The organism is Mesorhizobium sp. M0659, assembly GCF_040320605.1.
Lineage (GTDB): Bacteria > Pseudomonadota > Alphaproteobacteria > Rhizobiales > Rhizobiaceae > Mesorhizobium.
On sequence record NZ_JAMYPY010000008.1, the window covers coordinates 218,309 to 233,759 of the forward strand.

At 62.8% G+C, this 15,451-nt stretch carries 16 protein-coding genes; 8 read left to right on the forward strand and 8 right to left on the reverse strand.

The annotated features are described in order from the left end of the window. Window positions 1-3 precede the first annotated feature (3 nt). Window positions 4-756 carry a fumarylacetoacetate hydrolase family protein gene (locus tag NKI31_RS15745; RefSeq protein WP_023818088.1) on the reverse strand — a complete coding sequence of 251 codons (753 nt, stop codon included), beginning with the start codon at window positions 754-756 and terminating at the stop codon, window positions 4-6. A 208-nt stretch (window positions 757-964) separates the two neighbouring features. Here NKI31_RS15745 and NKI31_RS15750 point away from each other — a divergent pair, with 208 nt between their 5' ends. Further along, a complete protein-coding gene (locus tag NKI31_RS15750; RefSeq protein WP_023818089.1) occupies window positions 965-1,648 on the forward strand; it encodes a response regulator in 684 nt (227 codons plus the stop codon). Between the two features lie 124 nt (window positions 1,649-1,772). On the opposite strand, the gene NKI31_RS15755 is transcribed toward NKI31_RS15750, so the two are convergent. Both NKI31_RS15755 and NKI31_RS15760 read right to left on the reverse strand, forming a co-directional pair. Further along, entirely contained in the window at window positions 1,773-3,116 is a 1,344-nt protein-coding gene (locus NKI31_RS15755; protein ID WP_352652028.1) for a hybrid sensor histidine kinase/response regulator, read from the reverse strand. Window positions 3,117-3,119: 3 nt separating this feature from the next. Continuing rightward, complete coding sequence (locus NKI31_RS15760; RefSeq protein WP_353622726.1) at window positions 3,120-4,304, reverse strand: FIST N-terminal domain-containing protein; 1,185 nt, start codon at window positions 4,302-4,304, stop codon at window positions 3,120-3,122. Window positions 4,305-4,552: 248 nt separating this feature from the next. Here NKI31_RS15760 and NKI31_RS15765 point away from each other — a divergent pair, with 248 nt between their 5' ends. The 4 genes from NKI31_RS15765 (at window position 4,553) to NKI31_RS15780 (ending at window position 9,735) form a co-directional block, all read left to right on the forward strand. After that, the gene (locus NKI31_RS15765) at window positions 4,553-5,053 is read left to right on the forward strand and encodes a (2Fe-2S)-binding protein (protein ID WP_023818091.1); all 501 of its coding nucleotides are present in this window, start codon (window positions 4,553-4,555) and stop codon (window positions 5,051-5,053) included. 123 nt (window positions 5,054-5,176) lie between these two features. Continuing rightward, window positions 5,177-7,522: a xanthine dehydrogenase family protein molybdopterin-binding subunit gene (locus NKI31_RS15770; protein ID WP_352652029.1), complete on the forward strand. Its 2,346-nt coding sequence runs from the start codon at window positions 5,177-5,179 to the stop codon at window positions 7,520-7,522. A gap of 105 nt (window positions 7,523-7,627) precedes the next feature. Further along, complete coding sequence (locus NKI31_RS15775; RefSeq protein ID WP_023751574.1) at window positions 7,628-8,425, forward strand: FAD binding domain-containing protein; 798 nt, start codon at window positions 7,628-7,630, stop codon at window positions 8,423-8,425. A 287-nt stretch (window positions 8,426-8,712) separates the two neighbouring features. After that, window positions 8,713-9,735 (forward strand): acyltransferase family protein, encoded by a 1,023-nt coding sequence (locus tag NKI31_RS15780; protein ID WP_023751573.1) that lies wholly within the window; start codon window positions 8,713-8,715, stop codon window positions 9,733-9,735. 66 nt (window positions 9,736-9,801) lie between these two features. Here the strand turns inward: NKI31_RS15780 and NKI31_RS15785 are convergent, their stop codons facing one another. The 5 genes from NKI31_RS15785 to NKI31_RS15805 all read right to left on the reverse strand — a co-directional run bounded on the left by NKI31_RS15785 (window position 9,802) and on the right by NKI31_RS15805 (window position 12,733). Then, window positions 9,802-10,308, reverse strand: a complete 507-nt coding sequence (locus NKI31_RS15785) for a GNAT family N-acetyltransferase (RefSeq protein WP_352652052.1) — start codon at window positions 10,306-10,308, stop codon at window positions 9,802-9,804. Then, the gene (locus NKI31_RS15790; RefSeq protein WP_023751571.1) at window positions 10,308-11,081 is read right to left on the reverse strand and encodes a copper homeostasis protein CutC; all 774 of its coding nucleotides are present in this window, start codon (window positions 11,079-11,081) and stop codon (window positions 10,308-10,310) included. The genes NKI31_RS15785 and NKI31_RS15790 overlap by 1 nt, the downstream gene beginning before the upstream one ends. Window positions 11,082-11,176: 95 nt before the next feature. After that, entirely contained in the window at window positions 11,177-11,608 is a 432-nt protein-coding gene (locus tag NKI31_RS15795) for a cupin domain-containing protein (RefSeq protein ID WP_023681708.1), read from the reverse strand. A gap of 77 nt (window positions 11,609-11,685) precedes the next feature. Next, window positions 11,686-12,072, reverse strand: coding sequence for a hypothetical protein (locus NKI31_RS15800; RefSeq protein WP_352499604.1), 387 nt, complete (start codon window positions 12,070-12,072; stop codon window positions 11,686-11,688). Window positions 12,073-12,136: 64 nt separating this feature from the next. Then, the gene (locus NKI31_RS15805) at window positions 12,137-12,733 is read right to left on the reverse strand and encodes an alpha-ketoglutarate-dependent dioxygenase AlkB (RefSeq protein WP_352652030.1); all 597 of its coding nucleotides are present in this window, start codon (window positions 12,731-12,733) and stop codon (window positions 12,137-12,139) included. Window positions 12,734-12,881: 148 nt separating this feature from the next. On the opposite strand from NKI31_RS15805, the gene NKI31_RS15810 reads away from it, so the two are divergent. From NKI31_RS15810 to NKI31_RS15820, 3 genes are all read left to right on the forward strand, one after another. Then, window positions 12,882-13,109 (forward strand): KTSC domain-containing protein, encoded by a 228-nt coding sequence (locus NKI31_RS15810; protein WP_023681706.1) that lies wholly within the window; start codon window positions 12,882-12,884, stop codon window positions 13,107-13,109. A 218-nt stretch (window positions 13,110-13,327) separates the two neighbouring features. Further along, a complete protein-coding gene (locus NKI31_RS15815) occupies window positions 13,328-14,155 on the forward strand; it encodes a phosphogluconate dehydrogenase C-terminal domain-containing protein (protein WP_352652031.1) in 828 nt (275 codons plus the stop codon). Between the two features lie 323 nt (window positions 14,156-14,478). Beyond that, window positions 14,479-15,420, forward strand: a complete 942-nt coding sequence (locus tag NKI31_RS15820; protein WP_352652032.1) for a D-ribose ABC transporter substrate-binding protein — start codon at window positions 14,479-14,481, stop codon at window positions 15,418-15,420. Window positions 15,421-15,451 lie beyond the last annotated feature (31 nt).

Genomic DNA, 15,451 nt, shown 5'->3' on the forward strand with positions numbered 1-15,451 from the left:
GGGTCACGGCTTGCTGCTGGAATCTTGGCCGGTGGAATCTTGGCCGATGCGATCTTGGCCGACGGGATCTTGGCCGACGGTGATCTCGATGGTGCCGATGCCGTCGACGCCGCCGGTCATCGTCTGGCCCGGCACCACCGCGCCGACGCCGGCCGGCGTGCCGGTGAAGATCAGGTCGCCCGGTTGTAGTACAACCGCACTGCTGCAGATAGAAACGATATCGGCGATCGGCCAGATCAGTTCGGCGAGGTCGCCCTCCTGTTTCACCGTGCCGTCGACGGCGAGCCAGATGCGGCCCTTTTGCGGGTGGCCGGATTTGGCGGCTGGTACCAACGGGCCGCAGGGCGCCGAGCGGTCGAAGGCCTTCGACCAGTCCCACGGCCGCGCCGCCCTCTTGGCCTCGTCCTGCAGGTCGCGGCGGGTGAGATCGATGCCGACGCCGTAGCCCCAGACATGGTCTAGCGCCTCAGCGCGGGGAATGCGGAAGCCGGCCTTGCCGATCGCAGCGACCAGCTCGATCTCGTGGTGCAGGTTCTTGGTCAGCGGCGGGTAGGGGATCGTGGTGCCGGAATCGACCACCGCGTCGGCCGGCTTGGTGAAGAAGAAGGGCGGGTCGCGTTCGTCATTGCCGAGTTCGCGGGCGTGCGCGGCGTAGTTGCGGCCGACGCAGAAGATGCGGCGCACCGCGAAGCGAGCCGACGAGCCTGCTATGGCGACCGATGGGGTTGCGGGCAAGGGAAGGACGAAGTCTGTCATACCAGGTCTTTCTGCTTCAACTGCCGGCACATTTGACCGATTTGAACCGCCGGGCAAGGCATCAGCGTCCGCAAAAGCATCGGCTGCGCCTTGATTGTCGGATAAAGTCGGCTTCGCCTCCGGGGGTTAAGATGGCGATAGACTATTTGCCAATAAGCTGCCCATGGTCCGGGGAGTATCCTGCCCAGGGAGGACTGAAACGAACACCATGACCGCAGTCAACGATCGCGCCCGGTTTCTGATCATCGACGACCATCCGCTGTTTCGCGAGGCGCTGCACAGCGCCGTGCAGATGGCGTACCCGGAAGTCGACACGGTGGAGGCGCGCTCGATCGCCGAAGCGCTCGATCTCCTGGGTGGGATAAAACCGTTCGACCTGGCGCTGCTCGATCTCAACATGCCCGATGTCCATGGCTTCGACGGGCTGCTGCAACTCAGGACCCGCCATCCGCGGCTGCCGGTGGTCGTCGTCTCGGGCTATGAGGAGCCGAAGATCATTTCAGAGGCACTGTCCTATGGCGCTGCCGGCTTCATCCCGAAATCGGCGCGCAAAAGCGATCTCGCCGCCGCCATCCGCTCCGTGATGGAAGGCGCGATCTATGTGCCGGAAAACTATGAGGGACAGCCGCCGGACGCCGACAGCACAGACCGCGCCGACATGGTGCAGCGGCTGGCGAAACTGACGCCGCAGCAGCTGCGGGTGCTGCAGATGCTGCGCCACGGCCTGCTCAACAAACAGATCGCCTACGAGCTGCAGGTCGGCGAGACCACGGTCAAAGCGCATGTCTCGGAGATCCTGCGCAAGCTCAATGTGTATAGCCGGACGCAAGCGGTGATTGAGGTGTCGAAGCTGGACAATGCGGAGCTGTTTCGCGATCAGGCCGGGTTTTGATCTTTACCCTCCCCCTTGTGGGGAGGGTCGATCCGCGAAGCGGAGCGGGGGTGGGGGAGCTTGGCGCTGCACCCCGCCCCGGCGCTGCGCGCCGACCCTCCCCATCGAGGGGAGGGTATGGAGCTCAAGCCAGCAGATGCGCCAGCAGCGCCCTTAGCTGCGCCGGCTTTAGCGGCTTCCGCATCAGCTCTATGCCTGCGGCGCGGGCTGCCTTGGCGACGGCCTCCGATCCGTCGGCGGTGACGATCAGCGCCGGCACGGCGCGGCCGAGATAGTCGCGGACTTCGGCTATTGTTGCGGTGCCGAGGTCGCCGTCGTCGAGATGCTGGTCGGCAATGACGATGTCGGGCACCCAGTCGGTGTCGCCAAGCAGGCTGATCGCAGCCTCGGTCGAGGTCGCGGCGCGCACCAGGCACTGCCAGCGCTCGAGCAGGAAGGTCATCGCCTGCAACACGTCGGCGTCATTTTCGACCAGCAGGACCTTGGTGCCGAACAGGCCGTAGCCGCGCGGCCGCTCCATCTCGGCAAGGCTGGCGATCGCATCGGCGCTGGCGCCGATGCCGACCGGCACGTCGATGTGGAAGATGGTGCCGCGCCCAACCCTCGAGGAGAACGTCACGGGATGACCGAGCGCGGCGGCCATGCGCCGCACGATGGCAAGGCCCAGGCCCAGCCCGCCGCCGGAGATCCCGGTGTCGGCTGGAATGGCGGAGCCGCGATGGAACTCCTCGAACACCGCCTCGCGCTGATCCTCGGGAATGCCGCAGCCGGTGTCGGCGACATCGATGCGGATGGTATCGCCGCGATGCCTTGTGCCGACAAGCACGCCGCCCGAAGGGGTATAGCGCAGCGCATTGGACAGGATGTTCTGCAGGATGCGGCGCAAGAGCGTGCGGTCCGAACGCACCACGGCGCTGACCGGGCGGAACTTCAGCGCCAGCCCCTTCATCTCGGCCACCGGCAGGAAATCCGACCGCAGCGAGGAAAACAGCGTCTCCAGATTGACATCGCCGATGTCGGGCTGGACCACGCCGGCATCGAGCTTGGAAATGTCGAGCAGCGTGCGCAACAGGTCTTCCATGGTCTCCAGCGAGCGCTCGACCTGGCGGACAAGTTTCTTGCCCTCGTCGCTGGTCTGCACTTCGGCCAGCGCCGAGACGGAGAGGTGGGCGGCGTTCAGCGGCTGCAGCACGTCATGGCTGGCGGCGGCCAGGAACCTGGTCTTGGACAAGTTTGCCAGCTCGGCGTTTTCCTTGGCGGCGCTGAGGTCGATGTTCGACTGTTCCAGCCGGCGCAAGGTCGAGTGCAGTTCCTCGGTGCGCATGCGCACCCGGGTTTCCAGTGAAATTGCGGTCTGGAACAGCGAGAAGGCGTTGCCCTGCTGGTCCATCGAGCGCTCGACGCGGCTGACCAGAGCGGCGTTGATCTTCTTCAGCCTGTCGACGTCGTCGATATCCCTGAGCGGCATGGGCTATTCCGCCGCCTGGCGTTCGCCGAAGGCGATGCCGGTGAAGGTTTGGTTCAGATGCATGGAGCGGTACTGTTCGCCATAGGTGCCGAAGCCGATGACATTGTTGACCCGGTAGAGCTCCGAAATGTCGCGGAAGACCTGGCGGTTGCGCGCATCGAGCCGGCGCAGCACGCAATCGAAGCCGAGGATCATGTCGATGCCGCCGAGCCGTTGCTCGACGTCGCGCAGTGCGGCGCGCGTGGATTCCACCATGTCCTTGGGCTGGGCGATGGACAGCACGACGCCGTCGTCTATGGCGCAGAAGAATGACAGCGAGCCGTCGGGATGCATCTTCTGGATCGAGCGGCAGTAAAATTCGCCACCCACTTTCACCACCACCGGGTGCGAAGCGAAGCTCATCGGCGTCAGGTTCTGCGCAACGATGCCGACGGAGGCTGCATACTCCTCAGCCGCATTGGTGGCGTTGAATTCGCGCACGGTGCGGTGGTCCGGATCGGATGCCGTCACCACCAGCTTCTCGTCGGTGGGGATGAAATTGTCGGTCTTGAAGACATGGAACGGGATCTCGGTGGCGATCAGCACAATGATGGCGCTATCGGACGCAACCTTGCCGTTCGAAATCAGCCTGGTGGTTTCGAATTTCAAATCGTCGCCCGCCGAACCGCCGATCAGCGGGATGTCGTCCAGCCCCCAATGGATGGCCGAGGTTACAGCTTCCTCGGCAAAGGACAGGCCGTCGATGAAGCAGAGCGCGAAGGTGCTTTTGGCATGGCAACTGCCGGTGCGTCCGCGCAGCAACCGCCGCAAGCCCTCGACTTCATCAGTGATCCTGTCCATTCCCGACGAGGAGAGATTGTCGACCATGGTGCTGACCGCCGAAAACGACGCGGAGGGAAAGAGCAGCGCCAGCACATGGCCTTCCTCCAGGCCCTGGGGGGTGATCTCGCCGGCGGTCGAGCAGGCGGCGTAGGCCAGCGTCGGTGCGTGGGTCTTCAGCCCTTGCGAAAGGACGCTCGCGTCAAACAAGCTCTGGGAGAAGAACAGCAGGGCAAAGCCGGCATCGATGGCTGCGGCCTCGACAGCGACCGCCAGGGCGAATGCATCGGCGTCGGGCTCGTCGGTGGTGAGCGCCGACAGACCGGATGCATAGCTCGTCCGTGAACTGGCCAGAGGCTTCCTCCCGATATCCTCCGACGCTTCCTGCGCGCGCCCGTTTTATGTCTCTCGGCGAGCTGGCGTCGAGGGCATTGTTGCCCCCTATTCGCTCTTTGGCAATGGGGCGGACAGGCCCATGATTTTCGTTTTCTCCATGACCGAAAGTACAATGAGCGCCGTGTGTTTTTTGCGCTTTGTGCAGTGTACCAATAGCGCATGGCCGAGCGCCAAAGCCGCATCGGCAGCATGACTACCAAGGTCATACCCAGGGAGGATGCATGTCGGACGTTTCGTTTGTCGTGAACGGAAAACGGATCAGCGGCGCTGCCGAGGACCGAACGCTTCTGGTTCATTTCCTGCGCGAAAATCTTGGTCTCACCGGAACGCATGTCGGTTGTGACACCTCTCAATGCGGCGCCTGCGTCGTGCATGTCGACGGCAAGGCGGTGAAGTCCTGTTCGATGCTGGCCGTGCAGGCCTCCGGGTCGACCGTGGTGACGATCGAAGGGCTTGCCAATGGCGGCGACCTGCATCCGATGCAGGCCGCGTTCAAGGAACATCATGGGCTGCAATGCGGCTTCTGCACGCCGGGCATGATCATGACCGCGACCGACATGATCGCGCGCCATCCCGAAGGCCTCGATGAGGCGACGGTGCGCGCCGAGCTCGAAGGCAACATCTGCCGCTGCACCGGCTACCACAACATCGTCAAGGCGATCCTCGCCGCATGGCAGACTATGGCGAAGGTGCCGAAGGGCAGGGCGAAACAGGCAGCGTAAGAAAGAAGCGAGTAGCGAATAGGGAGTAGCGAGTAGTCGGTTTAGCCGAACCGCTCCGAGCACAATTCCCTACTCACTAATCACTATTCGCCACTCACTATTCGCTATTCCGGAGGAATTCCTATGGGCATTGAAGGTATCGGCGCTCGGGTCGTGCGCAAGGAAGACAAACGCTTCATCACCGGCGCCGGCCGCTATGTCGAGGACATGGTGGTTCCCGGCATGAAGCATGCCGCTTTCGTGCGCAGCCCGCACGCGCATGCTCAGATCAAGAAGATCGACGTCAGACGAGCGCAGGCGATGCCCGGCGTCATCGGCGTCTTGACCGGCAAGGAGCTCAAGGCCGACGGCATCGGCAACCTGATCTGCGGCTGGATGATCCATTCCAAGGACGGCTCGCCGATGAAGATGGGCGCGTGGTCGCCGCTGGCGGTCGACAAGGTGCGCTATGTCGGCGATGCGGTCGTCATCGTGGTGGCGGAAACCAAGGGCCAGGCCCGCGACGCGGCCGAAGCGGTCGAGATCACCTACAAGGAATTGAAGGCGGTGGTCGATGCCACCAAGGCGCTGCAAAAAGGTGCGCCGCAGGTCCATGCCGATGCCGAGGACAATCTGATCTTCGACTGGGAGATCGGCGACGCCAAGGCGACCGACGCAGCGATCCAGGCGGCGGCCCATGTCACCCGCATGAAGATCGTCAACAACCGGCTGGTTCCCAACGCCATGGAGCCGCGCGCGGCCCTTGGCCATTACGACAAAGCCGAGGACCATTTTACCTGCTGGACGACGTCGCAGAACCCGCATGTCGCGCGGCTGGTGATGAGCGCCTTCTACAATGTCGCACCGGAAAACAAGCTGCGCGTCATTGCGCCCGATGTCGGCGGCGGCTTCGGCTCGAAGATCTACATCTATCCCGAAGAGATCGTCTGCCTGTGGGCGTCGAAGAAGACCGGCGTGCCGGTCAAATGGGTTGCCGACCGCACCGAAAGCTTTCTCACCGACGCGCATGGCCGCGACCATGTCTCGACAGTCGAAATGGCGTTCGACAAGAACAACCGGATCACCGGCTTCAAGGTAGACACCATCGCCAATCTCGGCGCCTACATGTCGCTGTTCTCGTCTTGCGTGCCGACCTATCTCTACGCGACGCTGCTGTCGGGCCAGTACAATATTCCCGCAATCCACGCCAATGTGCGCACCGTCTACACCAACACGGCACCCGTCGATGCCTATCGTGGGGCAGGGCGGCCGGAAGCGACCTATTTGCTCGAACGCACAATGGAGACCGCCGCACGCGAACTCGAGGTCTCTCCGGCGGAGTTGCGGCGCATCAATTTCATCACCGAGTTTCCGCACCAGACGCCGGTCATCATGAACTATGACGCCGGCGACTATGGAGCTTCACTCGATGCGGCGACACAGGCGTCCGACTATCCCGGCTTTGCGGAACGCAAGGCTGCCGCCGCCAACCAAGGCAGGCTGCGCGGCATCGGCATGAGCTGCTATATCGAGGCCTGCGGCATCGCGCCGTCGGCGGCGGTCGGTTCGCTCGGCGCCGGCGTCGGTCTGTGGGAATCGGCCGAGGTGCGGGTCAATGCCGTCGGCACGATCGAGGTGCTGACCGGCTCGCACAGCCACGGCCAGGGCCATGAGACGACCTTCGCGCAACTGGTCACCCAGCGCTTCGGCGTGCCGCTCGACTCGGTGTCGATCGTCCATGGCGACACCGACAAGGTGCAGATGGGCATGGGCACCTACGGCTCGCGCTCGGGCGCGGTCGGCATGTCGGCAATTGCCAAGGCGCTCGACAAGGTCGAGGCCAAGGCCAAGAAAATCGCCGCCCATCTGCTCGAGGCCGACGAGGGCGACATCGTCATCGAGAATGGCGAGGTCAAGGTTGCCGGCACCGACAAGAGCCTGCCCTGGTTCCAGGTGGCGCTTGCCGCCTACACCGCCCACAATCTGCCGGCAGGCATGGAGCCGGGACTGAAGGAAACCGCCTTCTACGATCCGGCGAACTTCACTTTCCCAGCCGGCTGCTACATCTGCGAGGTCGAGATCGATCCGGAAACCGGCACGACCGAGATCGTCCAGTTCGTCGCCGCGGACGATTTCGGCAACATCATCAACCCGATGATCGTCGAGGGCCAGGTGCATGGCGGCATCGCCCAGGGCATCGGCCAGGCGCTGCTGGAAGGCGCTCACTATGACGATAGCGGGCAGCTTTTGACGGCGAGCTACATGGACTACACCATGCCGCGCGCGGACGACCTGCCGTCATTCAAGGTGTCGACCTCGAACACGCCGTGTCCGAGCAATCCGCTCGGCATCAAGGGTTGTGGCGAAGCCGGCGCCATCGGCTCGCCGCCAGCGGTCATCAACGCCATCACCGACGCTTTGGGGATTGTGGACATCGCCATGCCGGCCTCGCCGTCGACGGTGTGGGCGGCGATTAGGGCGAAGAAATGAGTGAGTAGGGAGTAGTGAGTAGGGAATGGGCACTACCGGAGATGACAGCGTCCTTATTCCCTACTCCCTACTCACTACTGCCTAACCACTTCAGGGGAGGATCCCATGTACGCAGTCAACTACCACCGCGCCGCCTCGGTCGCCGACGCCGCCAAGCTGGTGAAGAGCGGCGACGCCAGGCTTTTGTCAGGCGGCATGACGCTGATCCCGGCGATGAAGACGCGGCTCGCCGCACCCTCCGACCTGATCGACCTGTCGCGGATCAAGGAGCTGCAAGGCGTCAAGGTGTCGGGCAGGACCGTCACCATCGGCGCTGCCACCACCCATTACGACGTCGCCAATGACGAGAGACTGAGAAAGGCCTGTCCGGCGCTTGCGCATCTGGCGTCGCTGATTGGCGATCCGGCGGTGCGCCACAAGGGCACGATCGGCGGCTCGGTCGCCAACAACGACCCAGCCGCCGATTATCCGGCGGCGCTCTTGGCGCTGGGCGCCACCATCGTCACCAACAAGCGCGAGATTTCAGCCGCGAAATTCTTCACCGGCCTGTTCGAGACGGCGCTGAAAGAAGGCGAGATCATCACGGCGGTGAGTTTTACCGCGCCGGCCAAGGCTGCTTACGAAAAATTCCGCAACCCGGCCTCGCGCTATGCGATTGTCGGCGTGTTCGTGGCCAAGGGCAAGGACGGGGTCAGCGTTGCCGTTACCGGCGCCGGCGATGACGGTGTGTTCCGCTCGAAGGAGATCGAAGCCGCACTGGCGAAGAACTTTGCCGCATCGGCGCTCGACGGCGTGAAAGTGCCGGCGAAGAATTTGATGACCGACCTCCACGCTTCGGCCGAATACCGCGCCAATTTGATCGCCGTGATGGCCAAGCGCGCCGTGGCGGCAGCCAACGCCTGACATCATCAACTACTGACAAGGAAAGGGGCCATCGCGGCCCCTTTGTTCGTCTGCGGCGAGCTGTAACTGCCCAGTCCTTGCGAGTTCGCTGCCACGCGCAAATCCGTTGTTTCAGGCAATTCCCGTGCAAGAACAGGCGCATACTTCCCAAGGGACTGCCCAGCCCCATTCTCGCACTTGCACAATCTGATATTGCACTGCAATATGTATAGCTTGGCGGAACACGGGGTGGATTCTGCGCGCGGCGGTGTGAGCTGCGCCAAGATCTTGCGTCGTAGAGGATCGGCATGGCCGACATCTCCGCAGCGTCTGTTGCCCTGCCGCGGGCCACAGCCGACAAAGCCGCCAGAGCAAGACTGGCCTATCTCGATGGCTGGCGCGGGCTTTCGATCGCACTGGTGCTGATCGGCCATTTCTTCCCCGTTCCCGGGATCAATCTCGGCGTGCTCGGCGTCGAGTTCTTCTTCGTGCTCTCAGGCCGGCTGATGGGCGAGATACTGTTCATCGAACGCTTTCCGCTGAAAAAATTCTTCAAGCGCCGCTTTTCGCGCATCTATCCCGCGCTGCTGGTGTTCGTGACATCAGCCATGATCGGGCTCTCCGGCACCTTTATCGGCTTCAAATGGAAGGCGGCGCTGACGGCGCTGACATTCACCTACAACTATGCCGGAATTCTCATCACCCGCGCCGGCGCGCTCGACCACATCTGGTCGCTGTGCGTGGAAGAGCATGCCTACATCATCCTGGCGCTGATCAGCGTGGTGGTGACCGGGCGGGGTAATGTCGTTCGGCTGCTGGTGACGCTGTCGCTGCTGGCGATGGCCAATGGCGCCATTTCGTACTGGGTGCTCGGCATGGATTACGAGCACAGCTATTGGCGCACCGATGTGCATATCGCCTCGATCCTGCTGTCGGCATCGATCTGCCTGCTCAAGCACGATGACCGGGTGCCGGCATTCCTGAAGAGCCCCTATGTCAGCCTCGTGTCGGCGGCGGCGGCTATATTGCTGTTCCTCGATCCGGTGCCGACGCCGATCCATTACCTACTGGCGGTGCCGTTGCTGGCGCTTGCCGTCAATACGCTGGACACCAGCAGCCGGCACCTGACCGGCCTGCTTTCATCCAGGCCGATGGTGATGATCGGGCTGTGGTCGTACTCGCTCTATCTCTGGCAACAGCCCTTCTACAAATTCGTCGCCGAGCAGGGCAGTGCGCCGATCCCGATGCTGGCGGCTGTCTTCGCCTGTGCATTATGCAGCTACTATCTGGTCGAGAAGCCCGCGCGGGCCTGGCTGAACCGGAATTGGTGAGGGCTACGGACTCCTAATCTTATGCTGCCGTGGCGACCTGCTTGCCGATCATCAGCCAGCGATGCGTCAGCCCGCAATCTGCCTGAGGTAGTAGCGCACGGTCTTCTGGCCGCCATGGATCGCCGCTTCCCCGACTTGCGCAAAGCCAAGCGCGGCATGGAAGGCGTCCGAAGCCGGATTGGGCGGTTCGGCATTCACCTCGCAGGTGACGATGCTGTGGCCCGCGCGGGCGACTTCCCCGAACAGATCCTCGTAGAGCCGGCGGGCGTGGCCGCGGCCGCGCGCTTGCGCCGCGACGACGACGCGGTCGACATAGACGAAGCGTGGATAGCGCTCGCGGAACCAGAGGAAATTCGGGCTGTCGTAGCGCGCATCCTGGTCGAAGGTCATGATGAAGGCTTCGAGCGCGCCGATGCGCCTGACGTAAAACGCTTCGCCAAGCAGGAAGGACAGCCGTTCGGGCTCGAGCCATGACAGTTCGGCGGCGTGCTCGTTGTTGAGTGCGAGGATGGCGGCTTCGTCCTGAGGCGAGACACGGCTGATCGGCGACGGCCCAGTCACGGCTTCGCTCATCATGCTCTGGCCGCCGCAATCGTCGCGGCAACCAGCGCCCCATCGGTGACTGTGGTGCGGTATTCGCGGTCCAGATCGCCGCCGCCCATGCCGACATCAGGGTTGCGGTAGGCCATGGCGCTCGGTACATCCTTGAGCGCGGCGAAATGCATTTCCGTCAGCCCGGTTGATGCCAGCACCCCGGCGATGTTTTCGGGGCCCAGCGCGCCGCAGCCGAGGATGATGATGCGGCCGTCGGCCTGGCGGACGAGATCCGCCAACAGGCCGGCGCCTTCCACCGCGGTGTCCCTCTGGCCGCTGGTCAGCACGCGGCCGACCTTGCAGCGGATCAGCGCTTCCAACGCCTCGGCCGGATCGCGGGTCATGTCGAAGGCGCGGTGGCAGGTGACGGCGAGCGGGCCGGCCGCCTCGGCCAAAGCGCCCATGCGGGTTTCGTCGATGGTGCCGTCGGCATTGAGGCAACCGACGACGACGCCGGCGACGCCGAGGTCGCGCAGTGCCGCGACATCAGCCAGCATCGAGCGATATTCGGCCTCGCTGTAGAGGAAATCGCCGCCGCGCGGGCGCACGATGACGTGGAACGGAATGGTCGCGCTCTCGAGTGCGGCGCGCACCGTGCCGAGGCTGGGCGTGATGCCGCCTTCGACCAGGCTGGCGCAGAGTTCAACCCGGTCGGCGCCGGCGGCCTGGGCTGCCAGCAATCCGTCGATGCCTTCGACGCAGATTTCGATCAGGGGGCGAGCATTTCCGGCCAAGGGGCGATCCTTCATCATTGCAGACGGCCAGCCCTAGCATCGGCTCGGTTGGTGGGGAAGCCGGAACAGCCAGTCGCTGCTTGGGCCAGCCCGGCAACCCGGCCGATCCGCAATTACTGGCGCAGCACCGTGTTCTTGGCGCCTTGTTCGACCTGGTCGATGACCAGCAGCTTGACCGGGCCGTCGCCGATGTTGGTGGCCTGGTGCCACTGGCCGATCATCTCGATGATGAAATCGCCCGTCTTGTAGGTGTTGCTGTTGCCGGTCTCGACATTCGTCACTTTGAGTGTCCCGGCCTCGACATAGGCGTAGCGGGCAAACGGGTGCTTGTGCACCGGCAGAGTGGCGCCGACCGCAATGTCATAGGTTGAAACCAGGACCTGGACATTTTTCTGCGGCAGCACGATCGGCTGGCCGGACGCCGTCTGGCTGCGATCGGCAAGCGGTGTGACGACAACCGGCGGGATGGTACTGTCCAGCGCCCGAGCGGGGTTTGCAGATAGCGCTGCCGCGAACAGCAGCATCGATGCCAGGATCTTTCGCATGGTTCCTCCAGGTTTTACCGCCACCGCGCGGCGCGACGCCAAAGTTCTAACTCTCGTCAGTTACTGGAGACACAACGTCATCCGCCGGTGCCGTCGTCCATCATCGTATTCGTGAGCGCTTCATAGATGTTGCTGCATACCTGAGACCGCGGACAGTGTTTTACGATGAATGCCGGCACGACAGTCAGTGCGGCGGCGATCAGGATTTGCAGGAAGAGAGGAGCAGGCTCGAAGCGTTTGCCAAGCAAGGCTCGGCAAGCGAAGTAGAGACTTTGAGCCAGGCATGCCCAGACAAGGACATGCAACAGCGTGCTCGTTGCTCGGGCATAGGGCGTTATGTATCCGTCGGGAAAGCCGACCATGCCGAGGTCGACGAGCCACTGCAGAGCCAGAACGCAGGACAGGCATGCCCACAGAAAGAGCGCCACGCGGATGGCCGGGATTTTGCTGCGATCAACGCTCATATGCAATCGAAGCACAACTGCGTGCTGCCTTCCAGAGCGGCTGCTGCGTGGCTTGGAGTATCGCCTATTTCAGAGTGCGCAGCGTGATCGAATAGCGGTGCCCGGCGACCGGCGGAATGCTGTGCTCCCACTCGTGGCGCGCCGGACCGTCCATGAGATAGAGGGACCTCGGTTCGACCTCGATCGTCTCGCGATCCCATTTCGAGCCTTTTTTGCGGCGCAGCCGAAAGCTGCAGGGCGCCAGCAGCGAGACGCCGGCGACGAGATCGAAATGCGGCTTGTCGCGATGCCAACCTATGCCCGCGCCCGGCCGATACTCGTTGATGAGCACTTGCGCGAATTCCGTGGCCTGCCTGCCGGCAAAATCCGCGACCTTGTCGCGAAGCGGCAGCAGGAATTTCGGGATGGGCGGCGCTTCGACGACCTGGCGCCGGTCGTAGTCGTAGCGCCAGCCGAAGCCGGCGACCTGCCGGTTGGCAAGGTGGCCGTGGAAATCGAACGGCTTGAAGGACAGTTCATTGAGGTGACGGACCAGTTCCGCCTCTTCGTCCGTTGTGATCAGGCTAGGCCGGTAAGAAAATCCTTCCGGCAGCGTGTCGGCCGCGCCGAAGAGATCGCCCTGGCTGGCATATGCTGTTGTGCTGGATTTCGTCTGTGCCATCTGACGGAGAGATAGGAAGCCTCGCCACCCGGGCAAGATTTTCGGCGTTGTGGTGCGCCTCCCTGTCGGAACCTCCGCATCGTTGCGGCATTACGCATGTTCGAAGCAGGATTTGGAGAAGATTTGGGGACGAAGCGGGATTTTCGACATGCCGTCCACTGCCATTCGCAATACCCACTACGACCCGTCGACGAAAATCCTCTCGGTCTGGTTCGTCCCGAGCGGAGCCCGCTACGACTACGAGGAGGTCGAGCCCGAGACCTATGCGGCGTTCCGGGCCGCCTTCTCGAAAGGGCAATTTTTCAACGAGTTCATACGCGATCGCTACCGGTTTCATTTGGTTGAAGAAGGACGCCGGCGCGTGACTGGATCCTGAAGGCGCTACCAGGAGTCGCAGCGCAGGGATAGTTTTCGGGCTGGGAAGACCAGGGACCCAGGCAGCTATAGGCCCGCCACGGCGAGCGGAATGCCAAACAGACGACCGCTTGGCCTCATCAAAGCCCTGTTCAACTCCTTAATTCGTGGTAAGGTGATTATACCAGTTAATAACATGACGATCGGCGCGGCCGTCGTTTAAAGCGGGAGTAGGGATAGATGACAACGATTGCGCTACTCGGTGCCGGCGGCAAAATGGGTTACCGCCTGTCGACCAATTTTCGCGGATCGCTCTATACGGTACGCCATGTCGAGGTGAGCGAGGCCGGCCGCGAGCGGCTGAAGACCGGACTGGGCTTTGACGCGGTCAGTGCCGATGCGGCGCTGGACGGGGCGGAAATCGTCATCCTGGCCGTTCCCGACACGCATATCGGCAAGGTGGCGGCTGATATCGAGAGCAAACTGGCGCCGGGCACAATGGTGATAGTGCTCGATGCGGCCGCACCCTTCGCCGGCCATCTGCCCAACCGGCCGGACCTGACCTATTTCGTCACCCATCCCTGTCATCCGCCGATCTTCAACGACGAGACCGACATGGCGGCCAAGAAGGACTATTTTGGCGGCGTCAAGGCCAAGCAGCATATGGTCAGCGCGCTGATGCAGGGACCGGAAGCGGATTACGCCAAGGGCGAGGCGGTCGCGAAAATCATCTGGGCGCCGGTCATGCGCTCGCACCGTGTCACTGTCGAACAGATGGCGCTGCTGGAGCCCGGTCTATCGGAGACGGTGTGCGCGTCACTGCTTGTCGTCATGAAGGAAGCCGTCGACGAGGTCGTCGCGCGAGGCGTCGACCAACAGGCGGCGCTCGACTTCCTGCTCGGCCACATGAACGTGCTCGGCGCCGTGATTTTCGGCGAAACCAAGGGCGTATTCTCGGATGCCTGCAACAAGGCGATCGAATTCGGCAAGCCGGTGCTGATGCGCGACGACTGGAAGCGGGTGTTCGAACCGGAAGAGATCGCCGCGAGCATTCGGCGCATTACCTGAGACAGGCCGAGTCGGGCGCTTGCCGGAGCGCCTCGATGGCTCGACACACCCGCCATGACGAACAGATGTTTTGCTCAGTGGGAACATGTCACCTCAATTAGTGATTGACTCATCATACCAGTTGGCTTAGCTGTTGATGGCTTGGGCAAGGGTTCGCGGGAAGTACGAAGCCTGGGCGAGTGGAGGGACGGCGGGGGAGCAGCGATCGTTTGGGAAGCCGGCACCGGCATTCAGCCTGAACCGATCGGCGGCCCGCGTTGCGCGATGAATTCGAATGCAGAGGCCTTGATTTATCAAGGCAATTTTTCAAACGGGAGGACATCATGAAACTCACACGCAGAATGACACTTGCGGCGTTCGCCGGCATGCTGGCGCTTGGCACGGCGGTACCCGCCTATGCGGCCGACCTCATTGCCATCATCACGCCCTCGCACGACAATCCGTTCTTCAAGGCGGAAGCCGTCGGCGCCGAAGCCAAGGCCAAGGAACTCGGCTACGAAGCGCTTGTGCTCGTCCATGATGACGACGCCAACAAGCAATCCGAATTGATCGATACGGCGATCGGTCGCGGCGCCAAGGCGATCATCCTCGACAATGCCGGCGCCGACGCCACTGTCGCTGCCGTGCAGAAGGCCAAGGACGCAGGCGTGCCGTCGTTCCTGATCGATCGCGAGATCAACGCCACCGGCGTCGCCGTGGCTCAGATCGTCTCCAACAACTACCAGGGCGCCCAGCTCGGTGCGCAGGAATTCGTCAAGTTGATGGGCGAGAAGGGCAATTTCGTCGAGCTGGTCGGCAAGGAATCCGATACCAATGCCGGCATTCGCTCGAAGGGCTATCACGACGTCATCGACGATTATCCGGATCTGAAGATGGTCGCCCAGCAGTCGGCAAACTGGAGCCAGACGGAAGCGTATTCCAAGATGGAATCGATCCTCCAGGCCAACCCGGATATCAAGGGCGTCATCTCCGGCAACGACACGATGGCGATGGGCGCCTATGCGGCGCTGGTCGCGGCAAACCGCAAGGACGTCATCGTCGTCGGCTTCGACGGGTCGAATGACGTGCGCGACTCCATCACCGCGGGCGGCATCAAGGCAACCGTGCTGCAGCCGGCTTATGCGCAGGCGCAGATGGCGGTCGAGCAGGCCAACGACTTCATCAAGAACAAGAAGTCGCCGGCCAAGGAAAAGCAGTTGATGGACTGCGTCCTGGTCAATGGCGACAATGCTTCCAAGCTGGAAACTTTTGCGCTTACCAACTGAGCCGGCGTGACATGAATAGCGAGGGGCGACC